The sequence below is a fragment of the Streptomyces yangpuensis genome, assembly GCF_024666385.1.
GTDB classification, from domain to species: domain Bacteria; phylum Actinomycetota; class Actinomycetes; order Streptomycetales; family Streptomycetaceae; genus Streptomyces; species Streptomyces yangpuensis.
Window position 1 is genome coordinate 2653936 of record NZ_CP102514.1, and the last position, 24954, is coordinate 2678889.

Sequence of the window (24954 nt, forward strand, 5' to 3'; positions counted from 1 at the left end):
GCACCTCCTCGCCGAGACTGGAAGGCATGAAACGCCGCCCGCTCGTCATCGCCGCCGCCACCGTGGGAGTCCTCGCCACCGCCGCCTTCGCCCTGCCCAACCTGCCGCCCAACCCCGTGACGGACACCATCGACCACAAGGTGCACAAGCAGAAGGGCAAGCGTTTCGCGACCGCCGCCGACGCCCCGACGCGCGCGAAAGCACCCTTCGCCCTGCCGTCCTGGATACCCAAGGACGCCACCGACGTCCGTATACGCGTGCGCACCACCGGGGAGGCCCGGCTCATACGGTTCGACCTGGGCAAGACCCCGCTGGACGGCCCGCAGTGCACGGCGGGCACGCCGAAGCGGCAGGGCGCCCCGGAGCTGCACGCCAGGTGGTGGCCGAACGAGCTGCGGGCCGAAGTCCGCTCCGAGTGCCGGGACTTCCACCAGTACCAGGTCGCCGTGCGCGGCAAGCGGGTCTACGCCTGGACCGACGGCACCCCGTCGCCGCGCGCTCAGGGTTAGTCGGTGGGGTCCAGGGCGGTGGCGGTGGCCCTGGCGAAGCCTTCCGGGTTGTCCAGCATGACGTTGTGCCCGCAGTCGGGGACGGGCACCACGGCGACGCCCGCGGCCCGGAGGGCGTCGGCACCGGGGAGCGGGGCGTCCGCCTCGGGCAGCAGGAAGGTGCGCGGGATCGTCAGTTGCAGGAGCAGCTCGCGCATCGTGGGGGTGGTGCCCGCGGCGAGGTGGACGGCGCTGCGGTACAGGGCCGTACGGCCGGCCAGCCGCATCGTGGACCACCAGTGGGCGCCGGCCCTGTCGCGCACCTCGGCCCAGCCGCCGGCGAGGAACTCCTCCTCGGTGTAGGCGGCGATCCCGCTGCTCCCCGCGGCGGCGGGCCTGGGCGGTACGGGATCCAGATTGGCGTCGACGAGCACCAGCCGGGACACCAGGTGCGGATGACGGTCGGCCAGCACGATGGCCACGGCTCCGCCCATGCTGTGGGCGATCAGCTCGGCGCCCTGCGCACCGGCCACGGTGAGGGCGGCCGCCAGCGCGTCGGCGTGCTCTTCGAGGGTGTAGCCGAAGCCCTCGGGCCGGTCGCTGTGCCCGTGGCCCAGCAGGTCGACCAGCAGGGAACGCCGACCCGCCAGCAGCGGGTGCACGGCGCTCGCCGCGAAGTAGGCGGGCGAGGTGGCGCCCAGGCCGTGCACGTACACCCGGGCCGGTGTCCCGCCCGGCAGCTCGACCCAGCGGATCCGGTCGCCCTCCGGCGTGACCACGGCATCCCTCACGAAGCTCCCCCTCGCTGCTCAAGTCCTCGACAACCCGCACAGGTTAGTCAGCGGGGCACCCGCCCGGCCGGGAGTTTCCGGGCCGCCGCCACGCCGGGCCCGGCTACGCCCGGCCCCTGGACCGTGCGCGCATTATCGTGACCGCCATGGACATCCGCCGGGCCCTCACACCCGCCGAGCTCTCGGCCGCCGAATCCCTCTTCGACGGGCCCGCCCGCCAGGAGTGGTCCGAGCGCTTCCTCACCGCCCCCGGGCATCTGATGCTCATCGCCTACGTCGACGGCGTGCCCGCCGGGATGGTCTCCGGCATCGAGATGAACCACCCCGACAAGGGGACGGAGATGTGCCTGTACGAGCTCTCCGTGGACGAGGGCTACCGGCGCCGCGGGATCGGGCGCGCCCTGACCCTGGCGCTGGCGGACGAGGCGAAGGAACGCGGCTGCTACGGCATGTGGGTGGGAGTCGACACCGACAACGAGGCCGCGCTGGCCACCTACGACGCCGCCGGGGCCCGCGACGAGGGCGTGTTCTCGATGCGCGGCTGGCCGCTCTCGCAGCAGCCCTGACGGCCCTCCCGGCCCTGCTGGTCGTGACGGCCGATACGGCGGCCCGGCGGGCGGCCTGACGGAGCGGGGCTGCCGGCGCGCCACCGCCCGGGCGGTGGCGTGTCGTGCGCCCACTCGGCGCACCCTCCGCGCGCCCGCACCACCCCTCGCAGAGCATCGGCCGCATGACCGCAACCGCATTCACCGTGCTCCTGCCCGCAGCCGCCCTGCTCTCCACCGCCGTCACGGGCTCCCCACCGGTTCCCGAACCCGATGCGGGCTCCCCCTCCACCGCGCCCTACGTCGTCGTCCTCAAGGACACCGCCTCACGCGCCCCTGCCCGCGCCCTGGCCACCGAGGCCGCGCGGTCCGGGGACGCGGTCGGTCCCGTCTACGAGGCCGCCCTCGACGGCTTCGCCGTCCGCACCACCGCCGCACGGGCCGCGGCCCTGGCCGCCGACCCCCGGGTGGCCTCCGTGGAACCGGACACGGTCTTCCACATCGCCGGTACCACCGACGCCAGGGACATCACCGGTACCACCGACATCAGAGGCATCACCGGCACCACGGGCATCGGCGGCACCACCGATACGCCGCGCACCGGGCCGCAGAGCCCCGCCCCCTGGTCCCTGGACCGGATCGACCAGCGCGAACTCCCCCTCGACGGCTCGTACACGTACGCCACGAAGGCCGAGGGCGTCACCGTCTACGTCCTCGACACTGGGATCAACACCCGCCACCAGGAGTTCGGCGGCCGTGCCCGCGCCGGGCACAACGCGGTGTTCATGGAGAGCTCCCGCGACTGCAACGGCCACGGCACGCACGTCGCGGGGACGGTGGGCGGGCAGACGTACGGGGTCGCCAAGGGCGTCTCCCTCGTCTCGGTGAAGGTGGCCGACTGCCGCGGCGACGGGAGGCTGTCGGCCATGATCAAGGGGATCGACTGGGTGGTGAGGGACGCCGCCCGCGCCCCCGGCACCCCGGCCGTGGCCAACATGAGCATGGGCGGCAGCCGCAGCCGCGCCCTCGAGGCCGCCGTCCTGCGGACCGTGTCCTCGGGTGTCACCTTCGTCGCGGCGGCCGGAAACGGGGGCAAGGACGCCTGCGGCGGCTCCCCCGCCTCCGTCCCGCAGGCCCTCACCGTCGGCGCGACCGACGCCGCGGACCGGCGGGCCGCGTTCTCCGGTCACGGCGCCTGCGTCGACCTGTTCGCGCCGGGCGTGGCCGTCACCTCCGCCTGGAAGGACTCGGCGACCGCCACGGCCCGCTCCTCCGGCACCTCGATGGCCGCCCCCCACGTGGCGGGGGCCGCCGCGCTGCTCCTGGCCGGCGGTACGGTGCGCACCCCGGCTCAGGTGTCCGAGACGCTGGTGCGCGGCGCCGTACCCGACCGGATCACCGGTCTGCCGACCGGCACCCCGAACCTGCTGCTGCACGTGCCCGCCACCACCCGCTGAGCGTCGGCCACCCGCCACCCGCCACCCGCTGACCGCCCGCCGCCCGCCGCCCGCCGTCCGCCCCCCACCACCCACGAGCCCCGAACAGGGGCGAACAAGGCCGAAACATGGCCTTGACCGACGGGCGGACCGGCCGCCGGGTCCGGCACACCCCGACCGGTCGGTACCCGGTGGGCCATCAGCCCCTCCCTGATGGCCCATCAATTTCTGTGTGCTTCGGGCGAAAGCAAGTCATTGACTTCTCATCACCATGACGCGTCAATATCGGCCACCGCACCGGCTCGGCCTCCCCCACACAGCGGGTGGGGGGAGGGTTCGTCATGACGAAGGAGTCGCGACCCAGTGAGAACGAGAACGCATCTTCGAAAGGTGCTGGCAGGGGCGGGGGCCCTGTCGCTGGCCCTGACCGGCGCGGTGGCGGGCCTGGCGGGCTCCGCGCAGGCCGCGACCAAGACCACGGCCGTCTTCGAGAACTGCGACGCCCCGGCGCCGCAGCCGGACGGTTCGGGCAACCAGAACTGGACGGTCACGCTGCCCGACGGCGCCAAGGCCGGCGACGTCGTCCCGATCACGATCGACCCGGGTGCGAGCCCGCTTATCCCCTCGTTCTCCGTCACGACGGTGAACACGTCCAAGATCACCCTCAAGGTCGGCGCGACCACCCAGGTGGTCACCAGCCCGCCGGAGACCGTGTCCGTCGTCGCGGGGCAGCCGCTCGACCCCAAGGCGTTCTCCGGAACGGTCAGGATCCCGGACGGTACCGAGGGCACGACCGTCCAGGTCGCCCTCGATCTGGCGGTGACCGACGCCGACCTCTCCGGTTCGGTCTTCACCACCACCTGCACCCCGGCGCCCCGCCCGAGCGCCTCGCTCGGATCGGTCGCGGTCGAGGCGCTGCCCAAGGACCCGGTCACCACGAGGCTGACGCCCAACAGCGGCCCGGCGGGCACCGCCGTCGTCGTGAACGGCGCCAACTTCCCGGCCGGACCCGTCACCTGTTCCGCCCTGCTCTCGGGCGCGGCGACCGGTGACACCGGTACCGGCACGGCGGACGCGTCCGGCGCCGCCACCTGCAACATCACGATCGGCAAGAAGGCCGACGCCATCCGGATCGACGGCTCGATCACCCCGTACAAGGCCTTCGTGTTCATGGAGGACCAGCCGGGCGTGAAGAACCCCGTCGACGTCGAGGTCCTCCCCGGACCGCTGGCCCTGGGCCCGAAGGACGGCCAGCCGGCCGTCAGCTTCGGCGCGGTCACCATCAACGGCAAGGCCCAGTCGGTGGTCGGCGTCTTCAACGCCGCGACCGTCCAGGACTTCCGCGGCGGCTCGCTCGGCTGGGACGTGACGGCGACGCGTACGCCGTTCCTGAACCAGACCACCGGCCACTCGATGCCGAAGGCGCAGATCGGCATCCAGCCGTCCTGCACCGTGACCAACCCGGACAGCCCGAGCACCTGCACCGCCGGCACGCCCGGCGCGATCTCCGACGTCCCGATGAAGGTGGCCTCCCAGGCCGCCGGGGGTGACGAGCTGACCGGTGGTGAGTTCGCCGTCGGCGGCGCAGGAATGATCCAGCTCCCGCCGTTCATGTTCGCCGACACCTACCAGACGGTCGTGACCTTCTCGATCGCCTGATCCGCACCCCTACCCGTACCTACCAGGGTGGTGCGGCGCTCCGGCGCCGCACCACCCCTTCCCCTTTCCGCGCCGACTGGAGACCGCCCATGCGCACCCGCAGCAGCACGCCCGGCCGCATCCGCACCGCCCTGTACGGTCTGCTCCTCGGCCTGTTCCTCGGCCTGCTGCTCACGGGCGTAGGCCTGCTGCCGGCCGGGCCGGCGAGGGCCGCGGACAACGGCACGTGGGGGGTGTTCCCGACGCCCGCGGCCGGTGCGGCCATGACCGATCGCGCGTACTTCTTCCACCAGGGCGCGGCCGGGAGCACGCTCTCCGACAGCGTGACGGTCCTGAACTCCTCGGACCGGGAGCTGACCTTCCAGGTCTTCGCCACCGACGCCGTGAACACCCCGGCCGGCGGCGCGTTCGCGCTGCTCCCGGTGGAGACGAAGCCGAAGGACGTCGGCGCGTGGATCACCCTGGCGCCGGAGACCGCGAGCACCGTCACCGTGCCCGCCAAGGGCCGCAAGGACATCCCCTTCACCGTGACAGTTCCGCCGGACGCGACGCCCGGTGACCACGTGGGCGGGATCGTGGCCCTGGGCACCGCGGTGGAGGGCGTGCAGCAGGACGGCAAGGTGCGGGTCGGGGTGAAGCGTTCGGTGGGCGCCCGGCTGTACTTCCGGGTGCCGGGGCCCGTCACGCCGGGGCTGAGCGTGGAGGACGTGCGGGTCAGCCGGTCCGCGCCGCTGCTGCCCTGGGTCAAGGACGCCCGCGCCACCGTCCGTTACGCGCTGGTCAACCGGGGCAACGTGGTGGTCGAGCCGAAGGTGGCGGTCTCCGCGGAGGGACTGTTCGGGCGCCGGGTGCTGGACCGGCCGGAGCGTGAGCTGAAGCTGTCGCTGCTGCCGGGCCAGCGGATCGAGCTGACCGAACCGTGGCCGGACGCGCCCCAGTCGGACCGGGTCACCGTCAGGATCACCGCGGGCGCCGCGGCCCATCCCGACCTGGTCTCCCGGTCCAAGACCGACTTCGTCGCCGTGCCCTGGCCCGCCGTGGGCCTGCTGCTGGTGCTGACGTGCGCGGGCGTCACCCTGTGGGTGCTGCGGCGGCGCCGTCGCGCCGAGAGCGAACAGGAGGAACCCCTCCTGGACTTGGCTGGAACGCGCTGACCGGCAAAGGTGTCACCGGTGACGGTATTCGGCCATCACCGGCTCAAGGGGGGACACCTGTGAGGGAACGACAGCACGGCGACGCGGCCGGGGGCATCGGACTGCTGACCCGCATCGAGCGCGCCCTGGGCACCGGCACCGCCGCCTACCTGCCCGGCGACGGCTGGATCCGCCTCACGCTGCCGCTCGACGACGGCGGTCCGGCCCCCGTGACCGTGGACGTGATCGCGGACGCGGCGCGGGCACCGGAGGGGATCGCGTACCTGCTGCCCGGCGGCGGCCTGAACTTCGCGGCGGAGTTCCTCACCCCGGGCGGCCGGGGCGGCCACAGTCTCGCCCACGTGCTGCGCCGCCGGGGCCTGCTCGTCGTCGGGGTCACCCCGCGCGAGGACGCCGCCACGGCGGCCGGGATCACCGCCGAGCGGGGGCTGGAGGCCCACCGCCGGGACCTGGCGGGGGTGGTGGGCGCGCTGGACTCCGTGCTGGGGCTGCCGTACCAGTACGTCGGGCACTCGGCCGGGGCCGCCCTCGCGCTGGACGCGGCCTCGCACGACACCTCGCCGCGGCTGCGCCGGGTCGTGGCCCTGGACACGACCGGTCCGTACACGGGCGACCTCGCGGTGCGGGCGGCCGACACCCGGGACGCGTACGCCACCCGGCTCGCGCAGGGCTTCCCCGTCGTCGACCCGGGGCTCGCGGCCGTGATCGCCAAGGCGGTGGCCGATCCGGACGGCGTCTCCCCGGCGCCGTGGCCTGCGGACCGGGCGCTGCGCTTCACCCACGCCGGGCTCGCCCACTTCGCGCTGGTCCGCACGGCCGCCCTCCCGGGACCGGCCAACTGGATCTACGTACAGGGGCACAGCGCCGGCAGCTACGACTTCGGGGCGACCCCCGCCGAGGACCGCTTCGCACTGACCCGGACCCCGCTGGCCACCTGGCACGCGGCGACCTCGGCCCTCGGCAGCGGCCTCCTGCCGACGGCCCTCATGCGGGACCTCGCCGCGGTCTGGGCGGGTGACGACGACACGTACCGGATCGCCTGGGACCGCATCACCGCAGAGGTGGTGTGGGTCAACACCGAGCTGGGCCGCGGCGACCACCCGCGCGGTGCGGAGCTGATCCGCGCGGGCGGCAACGAGCGCGTCTCCTTCACCGTGGTCCCGGGCTACGGCCACGGCGACATCGTCTGGGCCGAGGCGGCCGCGTCGGACGTCTGGTCGCGCTTCTGACCCTTGCGGGAAAACGGAACCCGCCCCCCGCGGTGAGGTGCGGGGGGCGGGCCGGTCCTACGGGCGCCCACAGGGGGGGGCGGGCCGGTCCTACGGGCGCCCACGGGGCCTGCGCGGCCCGGGCGGCCGCCGGTCAGTGGTTGCGGGGGAAGCCCAGGTCCACGCCGGCGGGGGCGTCCGACGGGTCCGGCCAGCGGGTCGTGACGACCTTGCCGCGGGTGTAGAAGTGGATGCCGTCGTTGCCGTAGATGTGGTGGTCGCCGAAGAGGGAGTCCTTCCAGCCGCCGAAGGAGTGGTAGCCCACCGGCACCGGGATCGGGACGTTGACGCCGACCATGCCCGCCTGGATCTCCAGCTGGAAGCGGCGGGCGGCGCCGCCGTCCCGGGTGAAGATCGCGGTGCCGTTGCCGAACGGCGAGGCGTTGATGAGGGCCACGCCCTCCTCGTAGGTCTCCGTGCGCAGGACGCACAGCACCGGGCCGAAGATCTCGTCGCGGTAGGCGTCGGAGTCGGTCCGTACGTTGTCGAGCAGCGACAGGCCGATCCAGTGGCCGTTCTCGTTGCCCTCGACGGTGTAGCCGGTGCCGTCCAGGACCACGTCGGCGCCCTGGGCGGCCGCGCCCTTGACGTACGAGGCGACCTTGTCGCGGTGGGCGGCCGTGATCAGCGGGCCCATCTCGGAGGTCGGGTCGTTGCCGGGGCCGATCTTGATCTTCTCGGCGCGCTCGCGGATCTTGTCGACCAGCTCGTCGCCGATGGAGCCGACGGCGACGACGGCGGAGATCGCCATGCAGCGCTCGCCGGCCGAGCCGTAGGCGGCGGAGACCGCGGCGTCGGCGGCCGCGTCCAGGTCGGCGTCGGGCAGCACCAGCATGTGGTTCTTGGCGCCGCCGAGCGCCTGCACGCGCTTGCCGTTGGCGGAGGCGGTGGTGTGGATGTGGCGGGCGATCGGGGTGGAGCCGACGAAGGAGACGGCCGCGATGTCGGGGTGGGCGAGCAGCGCGTCGACGGCCACCTTGTCGCCGTGGACCACGTTCAGCACGCCCGCCGGCAGGCCGGCCTCGGCCATCAGCTCGGCCAGCTTGTTGGAGGCCGACGGGTCCTTCTCGCTCGGCTTGAGGACGAAGGTGTTGCCGCAGGCGATGGCCAGCGGGAACATCCACATCGGGACCATCGCCGGGAAGTTGAAGGGCGTGATGCCCGCGACGACGCCCAGCGGCTGGCGGATCGCGGCCACGTCGACCCGGTTGGACACCGACGTCGACAGCTCGCCCTTGAGCTGCGTGGTGATCCCGCAGGCCAGCTCGACGATCTCCAGGCCGCGCGCGACCTCGCCCAGCGCGTCGGAGTGGACCTTGCCGTGCTCGGCGGTGATCAGCTCGGCGACCGCGTCGCGGTGGGCGTCGAGCAGAGCCCGGTAGGCGAAGAGCACCTTGGTGCGGGCGGCCAGCGAGGACTGGCCCCAGGACAGGAAGGCCTCCCTGGCGACCTGTACCGCGGCGTCGACCTCCTCGGCCGACGCGAGCGCGACCTGCGTGGTGACCTCGCCGGTGGCCGGGTCGGTGACCGGGCCGTAGTTGCCCGACGCGCCCTCGACGGTCTTGCCACCGATCCAGTGGTTGACGGTCTTCATGCCTATTGCTCCTTCACAGATGGCGACGTCGCTGCGCGGCTTGCCGGTCGTACTCTTCACGGGCCTGGGCCGCCGCCTTACGGGTCGCGGTCTCGGCCACAGGAACATCCCACCACGCCTGTGCCGGGGGCGGGCCCGACACAGTGTCGGGCGTTCGGGTCCGTACGTAGACACATGTGGGACGCGTCGCCGAGCGGGCCTCGATGAGGGCTTCCCGCAGGTCACGTACGGTGCGGGCGCGGATCACGGCCATGCCGAGGGAGGCCGCGTTGGCCGCGAGGTCCACCGGAAGGGGGTCCCCGGTGTACGAGCCGTCGGGCGCCCGGAAGCGGTAGGCGGTGCCGAAGCCCTCGCCGCCGACGGTGTCCGAGAGGCCGCCGATGGAGGCGTAGCCGTGGTTGTCGAGGACGACCACCCTGATCGGGACGTTCTCCTGGACGGCCGTGACGATCTCGGTCGGGTTCATCAGGTACGTCCCGTCGCCGACCAGCGCCCACACCGGCCGGCCGGGTGCGGCGAGCGCGACCCCGAGGGCGGCGGGGATCTCGTAGCCCATGCAGGAGTACCCGTACTCCACGTGGTACTGGTCCGCGGACCGGGCGCGCCACAGCTTGTGCAGGTCGCCGGGGAGCGAGCCGGCCGCGTTGACCAGGATGTCGGTGCCGTCGACGAGGGCGTCGAGGAGCCCGAGGACCTGGACCTGGGTGGGCGGGAGCTCCTCGTCGGCCGCGGACACGGCGTGGGCGTCGTCGACGCGCTCCTCCCAGCGGGCGGCCTCCCGCCGGTACGCCGTCTCGTAGGCGGTGTCCACGCGGTGGCCGGCCAGCTCCTGGCGGAGCTCGTCGAGGGCCTCGCGGGCGTCGGCGACCAGCGGGCGGGCGGCCAGCTTGTGGGCGTCGTACGGGTCCAGGTTGAGGCCGACGAACCGGACGGCGGGATGCCGGAACAGGGTCGCGGAGGCGGTGGTGAAATCGCTGAGCCTGGTCCCGGCGGCGAGGACCACGTCGGCCTCCCGGGCGAGGCCGGCGGCGGTGGCCGTCCCGGTGTGGCCGATCCCGCCGACATCGGCGGGATGCCCGTACGGGAGGACGCCCTTGCCCGCCTGGGTGACGGCCACCGGGATGCCGGTGGCCTCGGCGAGGGCGGCGAGTGAGGCCTGGGCCGCGCTGTGCCGGATCCCGCCGCCGGCGACGATCAGGGGGCGCGCGGAGCCCCGCAGTGCCTCGGCGGCCGCGGCGAGCTCGGCGCGGTCGGGCCGCGGGCGCCGTACGCGCCAGACCCGCTCGGCGAAGAACTCCTCGGGCCAGTCGTACGCCTCCGCCTGCACGTCCTGCGGCAGGGCGAGGGTGACGGCGCCGGTCTGCACCGGGTCGGTGAGGACGCGTACGGCCTGGAGGGCGGCCGGGACCAGGGCCTCGGGCCGGGTGACCCGGTCGAAGTGGCGGGAGACGGGCCGCAGGGCGTCGTTGACGGAGACGTCCCCGGCGTACGGGACCTCCAGCTGCTGCAGCACGGGATCGGCGGGCCGGGTCGCGAAGGTGTCCCCGGGCAGCAGGAGCACCGGGATCCGGTTGATCGTGGCGAGGGCGGCGCCGGTGACGAGGTTGGTGGCGCCGGGCCCGATCGAGGTGGTGACGGCGTGGGTGGAGAGCCGGCCGCTCTGGCGGGCGTAGCCGACGGCGGCGTGCACCATGGCCTGCTCGTTGCGGCCCTGGAGGAAGGGCATGCCGTCCGGTCCGGAGCCGCCGGTCTCCAGCAGGGCCTGCCCGATGCCGGCCACGTTCCCGTGCCCGAAGATCCCCCAGGTGGCGGCGACCAGCCGGTGGCGGCGGCCGTCGCGCTCGGTGTACTGGGCGGCGAGGAAGCGTACGAGCGCCTGCGCGACGGTGAGCCTCATCGGTGGTCCTCCGCTCCTGCTCGGGGGAAGGGCAGCCGGGGATCGACGGCCTGCCCCTCCCAGCTGCGGCGGATCCAGCCGTGGTCGGGGTGGTCGCGGATCAGCCACTCCCTCGGCCCGGCGCCGCCCGGGCCGGCCATCACGTTCAGGTAGTACATGTCGTGCCCGGGGGCGGCCATGGACGGGCCGTGCCAGCCGTCCGGGATCAGGACGGCGTCGCCCGTCCGCACCTCGGCCAGGATGTCGGTCTTCCCGGCCGGGGAGGGCGTGACGCGCTGGTAGCCGTAGCCGGGGGTGTCCCCGTGCGGGGCGATCTCGTAGTAGTAGATCTCCTCCAGGCGGGACTCCTCGCCGGGGTGGTGCTCGTCGTGCTTGTGCGGGGGGTAGGAGGACCAGTTGCCGCCGGGGGTGAGGACCTCGACGGCGATCAGCCGGTCGCACGCGAACCCCGCGGGGCCCGCGGCGGCGAAGTTGTTGACCTGGCGCGAGCAGGGACCTGCGCCCCGCAGCTCGACGGGAACTGCTTCGGCCGGGCCGTAGCGCGCGGGCAGCCTGGTCGCACACTGCGCACCGGCCAGGGCGTACCGGCCCCCGCCGGCGGAGGTCACCTCCACGTATGAGTCCCGTGGCACGTACGCGAAGTCGGTGGGCCCGCCGAAGACCCCGTTGCGTCCCCGCAGTGCGAAGACGTGCGGTCCGCTGCCGGGCTCTGCCCGGACCCGCGCCTCAAACGCCGGCGGGGCTGGATTCGGCCGACCTCGCCCGTCGTCCTGACCTGCCACGGGGTCCGGGGCGGAGTCCCGCTCTTTCAGCCCCGCCGGCGTTCGAGGCGCGGGGTCCGGGGCGGCGCCCCGGCAACGGACCTCACACCCGCCGGACAGCGGGAGCACGATCCATTCCGCGTCGCCGCAGGCGAACCCGTACGTCTCCCCCGGCTCAAGCGTCAGCACCCGCAGCCGCGTCCACTCCATCCCCCACTCAGACACCACCGGCACGCCCCAGCACCTCCTCCACCTCGTGAGAGAACGGCATCGCGCTGGAGCACGCCAGCCGCGAGGCCACGATCGCCCCCGCCGCGTTCGCGTACCGCACGACACGCCCCAACTCCCATCCCGCCAGCAGCCCGTGGCACAGTGCCCCGCCGAACGCGTCCCCCGCGCCCAGCCCGTTGACCACGTCCACCTCGACCGGTGCCGCCTCGGCGACCGTCCCGTCGCGGTGGACCGCCAGTACGCCCTCCGGCCCCCGCTTGACCACCGCCAGTTCGACCCCGGTGGCGAGCAGTGCCCGGGCCGCCGCGTACGGCTCCGACTCGCCCGTGGCGATCTCGCACTCCTCCGGATTGCCGACGGCCACCGTCGCGTGCGCGAGCGCCCGCTCGTAGTACGGCTCCGGTTTCTCCCGCCACAGCATCGGCCGCCAGTCGAGGTCGAACACCGTCGTCCCCGACCGGTCGCGGGCCTCCAGCGCCGCCAGCGTCGCCGCCCGCGAGGGCTCCTCGCTCAGGCCCGTACCCGTCATCCAGAACACGCGGGCCGCCCGTACCGCCTCCAGGTCCACCTCGTCCTGCGCGATCTCCAGGTCCGGGGCCTTCGGCAGCCGGTAGAAGTACAGGGGGAAACGGTCGGGCGGGAACATCTCGCAGAAGGTGACCGGGGTGGGGAGCCCGGCGACCTCGGTCACCCAGCGCTCGTCCACCCCGAAACTCCGCAGCTCGGTGCGCAGATACGCGCCGAAGGGATCCGCCCCGGTCCGGCTGACCAGCGCCACCCGCCGGCCCAGGCGGGCCGCGGCGACGGCCACGTTGGCCGCGGAGCCGCCCAGGAACCTGCCGAAGGTCTCCGCCTCGGCCAGTGGTACGCCGGTCGCCAACGGGTAGAGATCCACCCCGATCCGGCCCATCGTGATCAGGTCGAACGGATACGGATCGCCGGTGCCGGTCACAGTCAGTCCTCCCACTCGTCCTCCACCCTAAGGTGGCCGTTATGACGTCCTCCCCGCCCGCGTTGACCCGTATCCGCATCGGTTCGGCCCCGGACTCCTGGGGTGTCTGGTTTCCCGACGACCCGCAGCAGACCCCCTGGCGGCGTTTCCTCGACGAGGTGGCCGACGCCGGGTACGAGTGGATCGAGCTCGGCCCGTACGGCTACCTGCCCACGGATCCCGTCCGGCTCGCCGAGGAGACGGCGGCGCGCGGCCTGCGGGTCTCGGCCGGAACGGTCTTCACCGGACTCCATCACGGGCCCGCCGTGTGGGAGGAGACCTGGGAGCACGTGTCGCGGATCGCGGCGCTGACGCAGGCCATGGGCGCCGCCCATCTCGTCGTCATCCCTTCCTTCTGGCGGGACGACAAGACCGGGAAGGTGCTGGAGGACCGGACCCTCACCCCGGCGCAGTGGCGCGAACTGGCCTCGCAGACCGAGCGCCTCGGCCGTGAGGTGCGGGACCGGTACGGGCTGCGGATCGTCGTCCATCCGCACGCCGACACCCACATCGACACGCCGGAGAACGTGGCCCGCTTCCTGGACGCCACCGATCCGGGCCTGGTGTCCCTCTGTCTGGACACCGGGCACTACGCGTACTGCGGCGGCGACAGCGTGCGGGCCGTCGAGACGTTCGCCGAGCGGATCGGCTACCTCCACCTGAAGCAGGTGGACCCGCGGATCCTCGCCGAAGTCGTCGCCGAGGAGCTGCCCTTCGGGCCGGCCGTGGGCCGCGGGGTGATGTGCGAACCGCCGTCGGGGGTGCCCGCGCTGGAGCCCGTACTGGCCGCGGCGCAGCGCCTGGGGGTGGATCTCTTCGCCATCGTGGAGCAGGACATGTACCCCTGCCCGCCCGACCGGCCGCTGCCGATCGCCCGCCGTACCCGTGACTACCTGCGCTCCTGCGGCGCCCGCTGACACTTTCGGAGGGAACACGAGATGACCAGCACGCTCGGCATCGCCGTCATCGGCACCGGGAAGATGGGCGCGGACCATGTGCGCCGGTTCGGGCGGACCGTGGGCGGGGCCCGGGTGGTGGCCGTGGCCGACCCGGACGGGGACCGGGTCAAGGAGGTCGCGGCCGCCCTCGACGGCGCGAGTGCGCACACCGATCCGGCGGCGGCGATAGCCGCGCCCGGGGTCGGGGCGGTGCTGATCGCGTCGCCCGGGCCGGCCCACGAGGAGGCGATCCTGCAGGCTTTGGAGCGGGAGCTGCCGGTGCTGTGCGAGAAGCCGCTGACGCCGGAGCCGGCCGGCGCGCTGCGTGTCATGGAGGCCGAGCAGCGACTGGGGCGGCGCCTGGTGCAGGTGGGGTTCATGCGGCGGCACGACGCCGAGTACGAGCGGCTGAAGGAGCTGCTGGACGCGGGCGGGATCGGCCGTCCGCTCTTCCTGCACTGCCGGCACCGCAACGCCTCCTCGCCGTCCTTCTTCACGAGCGACATGCTGATCAGCGACTCCGTGGTGCACGAGGTGGACGCGGCCCGCTGGCTGCTGGGGCAGGAGATCTCCGCGGTCACGGTGCTCTCGCCACGGCCGTCGTCGGCGGCGCCCGAGGGGCTGGCCGATCCCAGGATGGTGCTGCTGGAGACCACCGGCGGAGCCGTCGTCGACGTGGAGATCTTCGTGAACTGCGGTTTCGGCTACCAGGTGCAGTGCGAGGCGGTCGGCGAGGCAGGCAGCGCCCGGATCGGCGACGGCCACGCGATGGTGGTGCAGGCGGCGGGCCGCTGGGGCGGCGCGATCGACCAGGACTTCACGGTGCGCTTCGCCGACGCCTACGACCGGCAGCTGCGGCGCTGGGTGGCGGCGGCCGCGCGCGGCGGGGTGGCGGGGCCCGACGCCTGGGACGGCTACGCGGCGGCCGCCGTCTCGCGGGCGGGCCTCGCGGCCGCGCGCAGCGGCGTACGGACCGTGGTGGAGCTCGCGGACCGGCCGGCCCTGTACCGCTGAGCGCCCCCTTCTGCCGCGTTTCTCCCGTTCTTCTGCCGCTGTCCTCATCCGGCCCCTGTGACTCTGCGGTCACAGGGGTCGCTCTCTTGTCACGCTTGTCCGCGTTACGCGGGTCTTCCGTCACAGGGAGTACACAGCACCTCTCCGACCCCGGTCCCGCGTCGTTCCCCGGGCACAACCCGAGTGATCGTCAGCGTCCACGCGCCGGCTCCCCGTACGGCCTCCCGGCCGGCCCCGCGCCGTGGACCAGGAGGTGTCCCAGATGAGCGACCGACAGCTGTGGTCGTACAAGGAGATCGCTGCACACATCCGGGTCCAGCCGGACACCGTGCGCTCCTACCGCAAGCACGGGCTTCTCCCGCCGCCCGACCATGTGGAGGGCGGCAAGCCCTATTGGTACGTCGACACGGTCCGGGCCTGGGTGGCGCGGCGGCCCGGCAACCGGGGGCGCCGTGACGACTGACCCCCGCGACGGCGGAAGAAGACCGGATGCCGATGCTCGCTTTATACCCCCCAGGGGTATAGTCTCGATTCATCGGGAGGACGGTGGAGTCCTGGCCGCCCTCCCGGTGACCGCACACGCCTTTGAAGAGGAGAACGACATGACCGCCGAGACGGACACCCAGACCACCACCGTCTACCGGGTGACCGGCATGACCTGCGGCCACTGCGAGGGCGCGGTGACCAGCGAGATCGCCGCCCTGCCGGGCGTCACCTCGGTCAAGGCCGTCGCCGCGTCCGGCGAGGTCACCGTGGTCTCCGCCGCCCCGCTCGCCGACGAGGACGTCCGCGCCGCCGTCGACGAGGCGGGCTATGAGCTGGCCGGACGGGTCTGAGCGGCACCCGCACCCCTTCGGCAGCACCCGCGGCACTTCGCAGCACTCCGCCGGGCCGTACCGGCCAGCTCATACTGGACCCGTACGGCCCGGCCATCTTCCTGGAGCCGGAACATGACCAGCACAGTGCACGACGGACCCATAACGGCGGTCGAACTCTCGATCGGCGGGATGACCTGCGCCTCCTGCGCGGCCCGCATCGAGAAGAAGCTCAACCGGATGGACGGCGTCGAGGCCACGGTGAACTACGCCACCGAGAAGGCCCACGTCTCCTACGGCGACGGCGTCCGCGTCGAGGACCTGATCGCGACCGTCGTGAAGACCGGATACACCGCCGAGGAACCCGCGCCGCCCGCCCCGCCCGCCCCGGCACCCGACGAGGAGCAGCCGGCCGCCGCTCCCGACCCGGTGCTCGCCGCGCTGCGGCAGCGGCTGCTGGTGTCCGCCGCGCTCGCCCTGCCCGTCGTCCTGCTCGCGATGATCCCCGCCCTGCAGTTCGACAACTGGCAGTGGCTGTCGCTGACCCTGGCCGCGCCCGTCGTGGTCTGGGGCGGCCTCCCCTTCCACCGGGCTGCCTGGACCAACGCCCGGCACGGCGCCGCGACCATGGACACCCTGGTCTCGGTCGGTACGCTCGCCGCCTTCGCCTGGTCGCTGTGGGCCCTGTTCTTCGGCCACGCGGGCATGCCCGGCATGCGCCACGGCTTCGACCTGACCATTTCCCGCACCGACGGCTCCTCCGCCATCTATCTGGAGGTCGCCGCAGGAGTCGTCACCTTCATCCTCCTCGGCCGCTATCTGGAGGCCCGCTCCAAGCGGAAGGCGGGCGCCGCCCTCAAGGCCCTGCTCGAACTGGGCGCGAAGGACGTCGTCGTCCTGCGCGCGGGCAAGGAGGTGCGCATCCCGGTGGCCGCGCTCACCGTCGGCGACCGCTTCGTCGTCCGCCCCGGCGAGAAGATCGCGACCGACGGTACGGTCGTCGAGGGCAGCTCCGCCGTCGACGCCTCCATGCTGACCGGCGAATCCGTCCCGGTCGAGGTGTCCGTCGGCGACTCCGTCACCGGCGCCACCGTCAACACCTCCGGGCGCCTGCTCGTCGAGGCCACCCGGGTCGGGGCCGACACCCAGCTCGCCCGGATGGCCAAGCTGGTGGAGGACGCGCAGAACGGCAAGGCCGAGGTGCAGCGCCTCGCCGACCGGATCTCCGGGGTCTTCGTGCCCGTCGTCCTGGTCCTCGCGCTCGCCACCTGGGCCGGCTGGCTGCTCGCGACCGACGACGCGACGGCCGCCTTCACCGCCGCCGTGGCCGTCCTGATCATCGCCTGCCCGTGCGCCCTGGGCCTGGCCACCCCGACCGCGTTGATGGTCGGCACCGGGCGGGGCGCGCAGCTCGGCATCCTGATCAAGGGCCCCGAGGTGCTGGAGTCCACCCGCCGCGTGGACACCGTCGTCCTGGACAAGACCGGCACGGTCACCACGGGCCGGATGACCCTCGCCGGGGTCGTCACCGCCGAGGGCGTGGACGAGGCGGAACTGCTGCGCCTGGCCGGATCCCTGGAGCACGCCTCCGAGCACCCGATCGCCCGGGCCGTCGCCACCGCCGCCGCCGAGCGGGCGGGCACCCTGCCGGTGCCCGAGGGCTTCGAGAACCTCGCCGGTCTCGGCGTCCAGGGCGTGGTCGACGGGCACGCCGTCCTGGTGGGCCGCGAGCAGCTGATGGCCGACTGGGCGATCACCCTGCCCGACGGGCTCGCGCGGGCCAAGGCCGCCGCCGAGGCCGAGGGGAGCACCGCCGTGCTGGTGGCCTGGGACGGCGCCGCGCGCGGGGTCCTGACCGTGGCCGACGCGGTCAAGGACACCAGCGCCGAGGCGGTCGCCCGGCTGCGGGAGCTGGGGCTGACCCCGGTCCTGCTGACCGGCGACAACCGGGCCGTCGCCGAGACGGTGGCCCGCGAGGTGGGCATCGACGAGGTGATCGCCGAGGTGCTCCCGCAGGACAAGGTGGACGTCGTGCGCCGGCTCCAGACGCAGGGCCGTACGGTCGCCATGGTCGGCGACGGGGTCAACGACGCGGCCGCACTGGCCCAGGCCGACCTGGGGCTCGCCATGGGCACGGGCACCGACGCGGCCATCGAGGCCGGCGACCTGACCCTCGTACGGGGCGACCTGCGGGTGGCCGCTGACGCGATCCGGCTCTCCCGCCGGACCCTGGCCACCATCAAGGGCAACCTCTTCTGGGCCTTCGGTTACAACGTCGCGGCGCTTCCGCTGGCGGCGGCCGGTCTGCTCAACCCGATGATCGCGGGGGCCGCGATGGCCTTCTCCTCGGTCTTCGTAGTGACCAACAGCCTGCGGTTGAGGTCCTTCCGCTAGTGGATCGCCTTCGCATCGTTCCCACACTTCCTTCACGGGAGACGCAGATCACAGTGACCTCAATGTAACCATCCGGGGTCGTGACAGGTCTAATGGGACGATGCCAGGAACGTCTTGGGGGACGTTCCACGGAAACCTTGGGGGTTTTCCGTGGCATCCGCCGGCCGGGACACGTGCCCGCGGGAGGCTTTGAGCGGCCCTCCCGACCCGAACGGGTCCCGGCTCAAGGACGCCCCGATCCGGGTCCCGTGGGGGGAATCCGTTTCGGGGGGAAAAGGGAAGCGCCCCGACCGTCGACCCGTGGGGGGATCGACGGCGGGGCGCTTCTCGTATGCCTGGGGCGGCGCCGCGCACAGGTACGCGGCGCCGGGCGGCCTCGGGTCAGCGGGCCTCGACGGGAACGAAGTCGCGCAGGACCTCGCCCGTGTAGATCTGGCGCGGGCGGCCGATGCGGGAACCCGGCTCCTTGATCATTTCCTGCCACTGGGCGATCCAGCCGGGAAGCCGGCCGAGCGCGAAGAGCACGGTGAACATCTCGGTCGGGAAGCCCATGGCCCGGTAGATCAGACCGGTGTAGAAGTCCACGTTCGGGTAGAGGTTGCGCGAGACGAAGTACTCGTCGGCGAGCGCGTGCTCCTCCAGCTTGAGCGCGATGTCGAGCAGCTCGTCGCTCTTGCCGAGCGCCGAGAGGACGTCGTGCGCCGCCGCCTTGATGATCTTCGCCCGGGGATCGAAGCTCTTGTAGACGCGGTGCCCGAAGCCCATCAGGCGGACGCCGTCCTCCTTGTTCTTCACCTTGCGGATGAAGGCGTCGACGTCGCCGCCGTCGTTCTTGATGCCTTCCAGCATCTCCAGGACGGACTGGTTGGCGCCACCGTGCAGCGGACCCCACAGGGCCGAGATGCCGGCGGAGATCGAGGCGAACATGTTCGCCTGCGAGGAGCCGACCAGGCGCACGGTGGAGGTGGAGCAGTTCTGCTCGTGGTCCGCGTGCAGGATCAGCAGCTTGTCGAGCGCGGAGACCACGACCGGGTCCAGGTCGTACTCCTGGGCCGGCACGGAGAAGGTCATGCGCAGGAAGTTCTCGACGTAGCTGAGGTCGTTGCGCGGGTAGACCACCGGGTGGCCGACCGACTTCTTGTACGCGTAGGCCGCGATCGTCGGGAGCTTGGCCAGCAGGCGGATCGTCGAGAGGTGGCGCTGCTTCTCGTCGAACGGGTTGTGGCTGTCCTGGTAGAACGTGGACAGCGCGCTGACCACGGACGACAGCATGGCCATCGGGTGGGCGTCGCGCGGGAAGCCGTCGTAGAAGCGCTTCACGTCCTCGTGGAGCAGCGTGTGCTGGGTGATCTCGTTGCGGAAGGACGCGAGCTCGTCGACGGTCGGCAGCTCACCGTTGATGAGCAGGTAGGCCACCTCGATGAAGGACGAACGCTCGGCCAGCTGCTCGATCGGGTAGCCGCGGTAACGCAGGATGCCCTGCTCACCGTCGAGGTAGGTGATCGCGGACTTGTAGGCGGCGGTGTTGCCGTAGCCACTGTCCAACGTCACGAGCCCGGTCTGGGCCCGCAGCTTCGAGATGTCGAAGCCCTGGTCGCCGACGGTGCTTTCGACCACCGGGTAGGTGTATTCACCGTCCGCGTACCGGAGTACTACAGAGTTGTCGCTCACGTCATCCCTCACCGACGTAGTGCCTCTTCTTCGAGGTGCCCTGACTGCCTCTACCTTCCCCCATTTGGCGCAGGAGAGTGCACTCGGGGTCGGCCTTCGGTCTGTCCGACGGCACTGAGTGCCGCCAACCTGCTCATCCTGCCCCCTCCGCACCGGTGCGGGAACCCCAAATGATCGATCATCTAGGTGATGTTTCCCACCGGTATCCGTCCGGAGAGTCTCGGCGCGACCGCCGTGTACCTCCTGCCTGCGGAAACGGTACGCACCGCCTGGCCGAGGGCCTTCCGGGACCCGACGAGGACGACCAGTTTCTTCGCCCTGGTGACGGCCGTGTAGAGCAGATTTCGCTGGAGCATCATCCAAGCGCCGGTGGTGACCGGGATCACCACAGCGGGATATTCACTCCCCTGGGAGCGGTGGATGGTGACGGCGTACGCGTGGGCCAGCTCGTCGAGCTCACCGAATTCGTACACGATCTCCTCGTCCTCCTCCGTCCGCACCGTCAGGCGCTGTTCGTCGGCGTCCAGGCCGATGACGACGCCGACCGTGCCGTTGAAGACGCCGTTGGCCCCCTTCTCGTAGTTGTTGCGGATCTGGGTGACCTTGTCGCCCACCCGGAAGACCCGGCCGCCGAACCGCTTCTCCGGCAGGTCCGGCCGGGCCGGCGTCATCGCCTGCTGGAGCAGCCCGTTGAGGTTCCCGGCGCCCGCCGGGCCGCGGTGCATGGGGGCGAGCACCTGGACGTCCCGCCGCGGGTCGAGGCCGAACCGGGCCGGGATCCTGCGGGCCGCCACGTCCACGGCCAGCACGCCCGCCGCCTCGGTGTCCTCCTCGGGGAAGAGGAAGAAGTCCGGCAGTCCGTCGGTGATCGGCGGCAGCCCGGTGTTGATCCGGTGCGCGTTGGTGACCACACCGGACTGCTGGGCCTGCCGGAAGATCCGGGTCAGGCGCACCGCGGGCACCGGGCCGCCCTCCGCCAGCAGGTCCCGCAGCACCTCCCCGGCGCCGACCGAGGGCAGCTGGTCCACATCCCCCACGAGCAGCAGGTGGGCACCGGGCGCCACCGCCTTGACCAGCTTGTTGGCCAGCAGCAGGTCCAGCATCGAGGCCTCGTCGACCACGACCAGGTCGGCGTCCAGCGGCCGGTCCCGGTCGTACGCGGCGTCCCCGCCCGGCTTGAGCTCCAGCAGCCGGTGCACCGTGGAGGCCTCGGCCCCGGTGAGCTCCGAGAGCCGCTTCGCCGCCCGGCCGGTGGGCGCGGCCAGCACCACCTTGGCCTTCTTGGCCCGGGCCAGCTCGACGATGGAGCGCACGGTGAAGGATTTGCCGCAGCCGGGGCCGCCCGTGAGGACGGCGACCTTGCGGGTCAGCGCCAGCCTGACCGCGTCCCGCTGCTCGGGGGCGAGCTCGGCCCCCGTACGCCCGGCGAGCCAGCCCAGCGCCCGGTCCCAGTCCACGTCCTGGAAGGAGGGCATTCGGTCGTCCTCGGCGTTCAGGAGCCGGCGCACCTGCCCGACCAGCGACAGCTCGGCCCGGTGGAAGGGCACCAGGTACACGGCGGTCAGCGGGTCGGGCCCGCCCTGCGGATCGGGCACGGCCTCCCGTACGACACCTTCCGGGTCGGCGGCGAGCTCGGCCAGGCACTCGATCACCAGCCCGGTGTCCACCTGGAGCAGTTTGACCCCGTCGGCGATGAGCTTCTCCTCGGGCAGGAAGCAGTGGCCCTGGTCGGTGGACTGGGACAGGGCGTACTGCAGTCCGGCCTTGACCCGCTCGGGGCTGTCGTGCGGGATCCCGACGGCCTGGGCGATGCGGTCGGCGGTCAGGAAGCCGATGCCCCACACGTCGGCCGCGAGCCGGTAGGGCTGGTTGTTGACGACGGAGATGGAGGCGTCGCCGTACTTCTTGTAGATGCGCACCGCGATGGAGGTGGAGACACCGACGCCCTGGAGGAAGACCATGACCTCCTTGATGGCCTTCTGCTCCTCCCAGGCGGCCCCGATCAGCTTCGTCCGCTTGGGGCCGAGCCCCGGCACCTCGACCAGCCGCTTCGGCTCGGCCTCGATCACGTCGAGGGTGTCGGTGCCGAAGTGCTCCACGATCCGGTCGGCGATCCTCGGCCCGATGCCCTTGATCAGACCGGAGCCGAGATACCGCCGGATGCCCTGGATGGTCGCGGGCAGGACGGTGCGGTAGTTCTCCACGGTGAACTGCCTGCCGTACTGCGGGTGGGAGCCCCAACGGCCCTCCATGCGCAGCGATTCGCCGGGCTGCGCCCCCAGCAGCGAGCCGACCACGGTGAGCAGGTCGCCGCTGCCGCGGCCGGTGTCGACGCGGGCGACCGTGTAGCCGCTCTCCTCGTTGGCGTAGGTGATGCGTTCGAGCACGCCCTCGACCACCGCCAGTTGCACCGCCGCTCGTACCCCGTCCGTTGCCATGACCCGAAGCTACCGGGCGGCGCCGACATCCCGTCAGCCCTGTGGACAGCGCGAAGGGGGTCCCGCCTCGCGGCCGGACCCCCTCACGGTTACCCCTCCCTCGCCGGACTTCCCGATCCCCCCGGATCCCTCCCCGGAAGTGCCGACGCACCATACGACCCGCGGTCCCCCCGGAGGGTTGCATCCGGGGTCGCAGATTTACGTTTCCGTTACCCAACGCCTACCCGAGGTGCCGTCGCCGAGGTGGCCGGCCCCCGCCGCGGGGCGTGTCGACGCTCGGCGGCCCCGCGGGCGAGGGCGGCCTCGGCGACCTCCCCGTCCGGATCCTCGGCGGCGGCCGGACACAGCCCTCCGGAACACCTCGTGCGGCCCCGTGCGGGCCGGCGGCCGCGAGGCATCCCCCCGGCCCGGCCCGCGCGCTATCCTCGGGCGCCATGGACACGCCCTCGGCACCCCGGACACCCCAGGACCCCGAGGCCAAGGGAGTCCGCCTGCGCGACCCGGCCCCCGGCGACCTGGGCTGGATCGTGCAGCGGCACGGCGCGCTGTACGCCGCCGAGTACGGCTGGAACACCGAGTTCGAGGGCCTGGTGGCCCGGATCGTCGCCGACTTCGCCGAGGACCACGACCCGTACCTGGAACGGGTCTGGATCGCCGAGCTGGACGGCCGCCCGGTGGGCTCGGTGATGTGCGTACGGGAGGAGGGCGCACCCGGCACCGCCCGCCTGCGGCTGCTCCTGGTCGACCCCGAGGGGCGCGGCCGCGGCATCGGCGGGCTGCTGGTCGGCACGGTCGTCGCCTTCGCCCGCTCGGCCGGCTACCGCGAACTGGTGCTGTGGACCAACGACGTACTGGCCGACGCCCGCGAGCTCTACCTGCGGGCCGGGTTCACCCTCGTCGCGGAGCGCCCGCACCGCTCGTACGGGGTCTCCCTCGTCGGGCAGGACTGGCGCCTGCCGCTGCAGGACGGCTCTGCGCGCTGACGGCCGCGCGCGCGGGCGCCAGCGACGTCAGCGCCACCCCGCCCACCAGCAGCACCGCCGCCACCCACCGCAGGCCCGACACCTGCTCCCCCAGCACCAGCGCCGCCGAGGACATCCCGAAGACCGGCACCAGCAGGCTGAACGGAGCCACCGACGAGGCCGGGTAGCGGCGCAGCAGGTAGCCCCACGCCCCGAAGCCGAACACGGTCGAGATCCACGCGACGTACGCGATGACGCCCACCCCGGACCAGTCCAGGGCCCGCAGCGCGGCCAGGTCCCGCTCGGGCCCCTCCAGCAGCAGCGACAGTCCGAACAGCGGCAGCACGGGCACGGTGCACACCCACACCATGAAGTTCAGCGCGTCGGGCGGGGAGGCCTTGCGGGTCAGCACGTTGGAGACCCCCCAGCAGGCGGCGGCCGCCACGACCAGGGTGAAGCCGAGCACCGGCCCGGAGGTCCCCCCGTCCACGGCGGCGACGGCGATCCCGGCCACCGCCACCGCCATCCCGGTCACCCGCACCCGGCCCGGCCGCTCGCGGAGCACGACGGCGGCGAGAACGGCGGTGAAGACCGCCTGGATCTGCAGAACGAGCGAGGACAGCCCGGCGGGCATCCCCGCGTCCATGCCGGTGAAGAGCAGTCCGAACTTGGCGATGCCGAGGGCGGCGCCGACCCCGAGGACCCACTTCCAGGCGACCTTCGGCCGCCCGACGAAGAACACGGCGGGCAGGGCGGCGACGAGGAAGCGCAGGGCGGACAGCAGCAGGGGCGGGAAATGGCCGAGGCCGATCTCGATGACCACGAAGTTGAAGCCCCACACTGCGGCGACGAGCACGGCGAGTGCGGTGTGTACGGGACGCATGGACCGAGCATCGACCGCCCGACGATGTAGCACCAGCGCGAATGTCTTCACCCATGGATGAAGCGCTGCTACCGAATAGGATGAGGGCATGCTCGATCTCGCCCGGCTGCGCGCCCTGCACGCCGTATCCGTCCACGGCTCGGTCGCGGGCGCGGCGGCCGCCCTCGGCTACACCCCCTCCGCGGTCTCGCAGCAGATCGCCAAGCTGGAGCGGGAGACCCGTACCACCCTGCTGGAACGGCGCGGGCGCGGCGTCGCCCTCACCGAGGAGGCCCGCCATCTGGCGGACACCGCACAGGAGCTGCTGGCGATCGTCGAACGCGCCGAGACCACCCTGGAGGAGCGCCGCGGGCAGCCGAGCGGGCTGCTCACGGTCGCCGCGTTCGCCTCGGCCGCACGCGGCCTGCTGCCGGGGGTACTGGCCGACCTGGCCCACCGCCACCCGGCCCTGGACGTACGCCTCACCGAGGTCGACCCGCACCTGTCCGTGGACCTGGTGGCCCGGGGCGTCACCGACCTGGCCGTGGCCCACGACTGGGACATCGCCCCGCTGCCCGCGCCCGAGGGGGTGGAACAGGCCCTGATCGGTGACGATCTCTGCGACCTGGTGGTCCCCGCCGGCCACCCCTTCACCACCCGCGCCGCCGTCCGGCGCTCCGACCTCGGCGGTGAGCGCTGGGTGTGCCAGCCGCCCGGGCGGGTCTGCCACGACTGGCTGATGCGGACGCTGCGCACCGCGGGCTTCGAGCCGGACATCGCGCACGTCGCCGAGGAGAACCACACCATCGTCGCCCTGGTCGCGGCCGGTCTCGGGGTGGCGGTCGTCCCCCGGCTGGGCACCGGCCCCCTCCCGCCGGGAGCCGTGGCCGTACCGCTGGAACCGGGCCCCGTCCGCCGGCTGTACGCCCTCTGGCGCACCGGAGCCGCCCGCCGCCCGGCCATCACCGAAACGGTCCGCACCCTCCAGACCCACTGGCCCCCGCAGTAACCCGGCCACCGATCCCGGGGCCCGAAGGGGCCGGAC

20 protein-coding genes and 1 pseudogene are annotated in these 24954 nt (G+C 72.9%); 13 read left to right on the forward strand and 8 right to left on the reverse strand.

Going from position 1 to position 24954, the window contains the following annotated elements; genetic code table 11:
• Window positions 1-26 precede the first annotated feature (26 nt).
• Window positions 27-509 carry a hypothetical protein gene (locus tag NRK68_RS12135; RefSeq protein ID WP_183065457.1) on the forward strand — a complete coding sequence of 161 codons (483 nt, stop codon included), beginning with the start codon at window positions 27-29 and terminating at the stop codon, window positions 507-509.
• Here NRK68_RS12135 and NRK68_RS12140 read toward each other — a convergent pair.
• Window positions 506-1279 carry an alpha/beta fold hydrolase gene (locus NRK68_RS12140; RefSeq protein ID WP_183065458.1) on the reverse strand — a complete coding sequence of 258 codons (774 nt, stop codon included), beginning with the start codon at window positions 1277-1279 and terminating at the stop codon, window positions 506-508. The two genes, NRK68_RS12135 and NRK68_RS12140, sit on opposite strands and share 4 nt — an antisense overlap.
• Window positions 1280-1425: 146 nt before the next feature.
• Here NRK68_RS12140 and NRK68_RS12145 point away from each other — a divergent pair, with 146 nt between their 5' ends.
• The 5 genes from NRK68_RS12145 to NRK68_RS12165 all read left to right on the forward strand — a co-directional run bounded on the left by NRK68_RS12145 (window position 1426) and on the right by NRK68_RS12165 (window position 7302).
• Window positions 1426-1845 (forward strand): GNAT family N-acetyltransferase, encoded by a 420-nt coding sequence (locus tag NRK68_RS12145; RefSeq protein ID WP_183065459.1) that lies wholly within the window; start codon window positions 1426-1428, stop codon window positions 1843-1845.
• A gap of 164 nt (window positions 1846-2009) precedes the next feature.
• Window positions 2010-3281: a S8 family peptidase gene (locus tag NRK68_RS12150; RefSeq protein ID WP_257855766.1), complete on the forward strand. Its 1272-nt coding sequence runs from the start codon at window positions 2010-2012 to the stop codon at window positions 3279-3281.
• Window positions 3282-3650: 369 nt separating this feature from the next.
• A complete protein-coding gene (locus NRK68_RS12155) occupies window positions 3651-4919 on the forward strand; it encodes a hypothetical protein (RefSeq protein ID WP_257855767.1) in 1269 nt (422 codons plus the stop codon).
• 89 nt (window positions 4920-5008) lie between these two features.
• Entirely contained in the window at window positions 5009-6073 is a 1065-nt protein-coding gene (locus tag NRK68_RS12160) for a DUF916 domain-containing protein (RefSeq protein ID WP_257855768.1), read from the forward strand.
• 59 nt (window positions 6074-6132) lie between these two features.
• Complete coding sequence (locus NRK68_RS12165) at window positions 6133-7302, forward strand: hypothetical protein (protein WP_183065462.1); 1170 nt, start codon at window positions 6133-6135, stop codon at window positions 7300-7302.
• 133 nt (window positions 7303-7435) lie between these two features.
• On the opposite strand, the gene NRK68_RS12170 is transcribed toward NRK68_RS12165, so the two are convergent.
• The 4 genes from NRK68_RS12170 to iolC are packed head-to-tail and all read right to left on the reverse strand — an operon-like array spanning window position 7436 to window position 12791.
• Window positions 7436-8935 (reverse strand): CoA-acylating methylmalonate-semialdehyde dehydrogenase, encoded by a 1500-nt coding sequence (locus NRK68_RS12170; protein ID WP_183065463.1) that lies wholly within the window; start codon window positions 8933-8935, stop codon window positions 7436-7438.
• Window positions 8936-8948: 13 nt separating this feature from the next.
• Window positions 8949-10832: a 3D-(3,5/4)-trihydroxycyclohexane-1,2-dione acylhydrolase (decyclizing) gene (iolD, locus tag NRK68_RS12175; protein ID WP_257855769.1), complete on the reverse strand. Its 1884-nt coding sequence runs from the start codon at window positions 10830-10832 to the stop codon at window positions 8949-8951.
• A complete protein-coding gene (gene iolB, locus NRK68_RS12180) occupies window positions 10829-11803 on the reverse strand; it encodes a 5-deoxy-glucuronate isomerase (protein ID WP_257857826.1) in 975 nt (324 codons plus the stop codon). The genes iolD and iolB overlap by 4 nt, the downstream gene beginning before the upstream one ends.
• A gap of 7 nt (window positions 11804-11810) precedes the next feature.
• The gene (gene iolC, locus NRK68_RS12185; protein ID WP_257855770.1) at window positions 11811-12791 is read right to left on the reverse strand and encodes a 5-dehydro-2-deoxygluconokinase; all 981 of its coding nucleotides are present in this window, start codon (window positions 12789-12791) and stop codon (window positions 11811-11813) included.
• A gap of 26 nt (window positions 12792-12817) precedes the next feature.
• Here iolC and NRK68_RS12190 point away from each other — a divergent pair, with 26 nt between their 5' ends.
• From NRK68_RS12190 to NRK68_RS12210, 5 genes are all read left to right on the forward strand, one after another.
• Entirely contained in the window at window positions 12818-13732 is a 915-nt protein-coding gene (locus NRK68_RS12190) for a sugar phosphate isomerase/epimerase family protein (RefSeq protein ID WP_183065465.1), read from the forward strand.
• 21 nt (window positions 13733-13753) lie between these two features.
• The gene (locus tag NRK68_RS12195) at window positions 13754-14767 is read left to right on the forward strand and encodes a Gfo/Idh/MocA family protein (protein ID WP_257855771.1); all 1014 of its coding nucleotides are present in this window, start codon (window positions 13754-13756) and stop codon (window positions 14765-14767) included.
• Window positions 14768-15029: 262 nt separating this feature from the next.
• A complete protein-coding gene (locus NRK68_RS12200; RefSeq protein WP_183065467.1) occupies window positions 15030-15230 on the forward strand; it encodes a helix-turn-helix transcriptional regulator in 201 nt (66 codons plus the stop codon).
• A gap of 139 nt (window positions 15231-15369) precedes the next feature.
• Window positions 15370-15603, forward strand: coding sequence for a heavy-metal-associated domain-containing protein (locus tag NRK68_RS12205; RefSeq protein ID WP_030958338.1), 234 nt, complete (start codon window positions 15370-15372; stop codon window positions 15601-15603).
• Window positions 15604-15717: 114 nt separating this feature from the next.
• Window positions 15718-17976, forward strand: coding sequence for a heavy metal translocating P-type ATPase (locus tag NRK68_RS12210; RefSeq protein WP_183065468.1), 2259 nt, complete (start codon window positions 15718-15720; stop codon window positions 17974-17976).
• A gap of 381 nt (window positions 17977-18357) precedes the next feature.
• Here NRK68_RS12210 and NRK68_RS12215 read toward each other — a convergent pair whose 3' ends face one another.
• Together NRK68_RS12215 and recD2 are read right to left on the reverse strand one after the other, a co-directional pair.
• On the reverse strand, window positions 18358-19647 hold the full coding sequence (locus NRK68_RS12215; RefSeq protein WP_037923550.1) for a citrate synthase: 1290 nt from the start codon (window positions 19645-19647) through the stop codon (window positions 18358-18360).
• A gap of 182 nt (window positions 19648-19829) precedes the next feature.
• Window positions 19830-22085 carry an SF1B family DNA helicase RecD2 gene (gene recD2 / locus NRK68_RS12220; protein WP_183065469.1) on the reverse strand — a complete coding sequence of 752 codons (2256 nt, stop codon included), beginning with the start codon at window positions 22083-22085 and terminating at the stop codon, window positions 19830-19832.
• A 485-nt stretch (window positions 22086-22570) separates the two neighbouring features.
• Here recD2 and NRK68_RS12225 point away from each other — a divergent pair.
• Window positions 22571-23068, forward strand: a pseudogene (locus tag NRK68_RS12225) (GNAT family N-acetyltransferase); the annotation flags it as partial.
• Here the strand turns inward: NRK68_RS12225 and NRK68_RS12230 are convergent.
• The gene (locus NRK68_RS12230; RefSeq protein ID WP_183065471.1) at window positions 22974-23930 is read right to left on the reverse strand and encodes an EamA family transporter; all 957 of its coding nucleotides are present in this window, start codon (window positions 23928-23930) and stop codon (window positions 22974-22976) included. The pseudogene NRK68_RS12225 and the gene NRK68_RS12230 sit on opposite strands and share 95 nt — an antisense overlap.
• 88 nt (window positions 23931-24018) lie before the next feature.
• On the opposite strand from NRK68_RS12230, the gene NRK68_RS12235 reads away from it, so the two are divergent.
• The gene (locus NRK68_RS12235) at window positions 24019-24918 is read left to right on the forward strand and encodes a LysR family transcriptional regulator (protein ID WP_183065472.1); all 900 of its coding nucleotides are present in this window, start codon (window positions 24019-24021) and stop codon (window positions 24916-24918) included.
• The last annotated feature ends 36 nt before the right edge of the window (window positions 24919-24954 follow it).

Excerpts from the sequence above, each read along its gene's own strand:
- NRK68_RS12210 (WP_183065468.1), top strand. The coding sequence starts at position 15,718 with ATGACCAGCACAGTGCACGACGGACCCATAACGGCGGTCGAACTCTCG.
- NRK68_RS12160 (WP_257855768.1), top strand. The coding sequence starts at position 5,009 with ATGCGCACCCGCAGCAGCACGCCCGGCCGCATCCGCACCGCCCTGTAC.
- NRK68_RS12195 (WP_257855771.1), top strand. The coding sequence starts at position 13,754 with ATGACCAGCACGCTCGGCATCGCCGTCATCGGCACCGGGAAGATGGGC.
- NRK68_RS12170 (WP_183065463.1), bottom strand. The coding sequence starts at position 8,935 with ATGAAGACCGTCAACCACTGGATCGGTGGCAAGACCGTCGAGGGCGCG.
- NRK68_RS12145 (WP_183065459.1), top strand. The coding sequence starts at position 1,426 with ATGGACATCCGCCGGGCCCTCACACCCGCCGAGCTCTCGGCCGCCGAA.
- NRK68_RS12200 (WP_183065467.1), top strand. The coding sequence starts at position 15,030 with ATGAGCGACCGACAGCTGTGGTCGTACAAGGAGATCGCTGCACACATC.
- NRK68_RS12230 (WP_183065471.1), bottom strand. The coding sequence starts at position 23,930 with ATGCGTCCCGTACACACCGCACTCGCCGTGCTCGTCGCCGCAGTGTGG.
- recD2 (WP_183065469.1), bottom strand. The coding sequence starts at position 22,085 with ATGGCAACGGACGGGGTACGAGCGGCGGTGCAACTGGCGGTGGTCGAG.
- iolD (WP_257855769.1), bottom strand. The coding sequence starts at position 10,832 with ATGAGGCTCACCGTCGCGCAGGCGCTCGTACGCTTCCTCGCCGCCCAG.
- NRK68_RS12150 (WP_257855766.1), top strand. The coding sequence starts at position 2,010 with ATGACCGCAACCGCATTCACCGTGCTCCTGCCCGCAGCCGCCCTGCTC.
- NRK68_RS12205 (WP_030958338.1), top strand. The coding sequence starts at position 15,370 with ATGACCGCCGAGACGGACACCCAGACCACCACCGTCTACCGGGTGACC.
- NRK68_RS12135 (WP_183065457.1), top strand. The coding sequence starts at position 27 with ATGAAACGCCGCCCGCTCGTCATCGCCGCCGCCACCGTGGGAGTCCTC.
- NRK68_RS12190 (WP_183065465.1), top strand. The coding sequence starts at position 12,818 with ATGACGTCCTCCCCGCCCGCGTTGACCCGTATCCGCATCGGTTCGGCC.
- iolB (WP_257857826.1), bottom strand. The coding sequence starts at position 11,803 with ATGGAGTGGACGCGGCTGCGGGTGCTGACGCTTGAGCCGGGGGAGACG.
- NRK68_RS12235 (WP_183065472.1), top strand. The coding sequence starts at position 24,019 with ATGCTCGATCTCGCCCGGCTGCGCGCCCTGCACGCCGTATCCGTCCAC.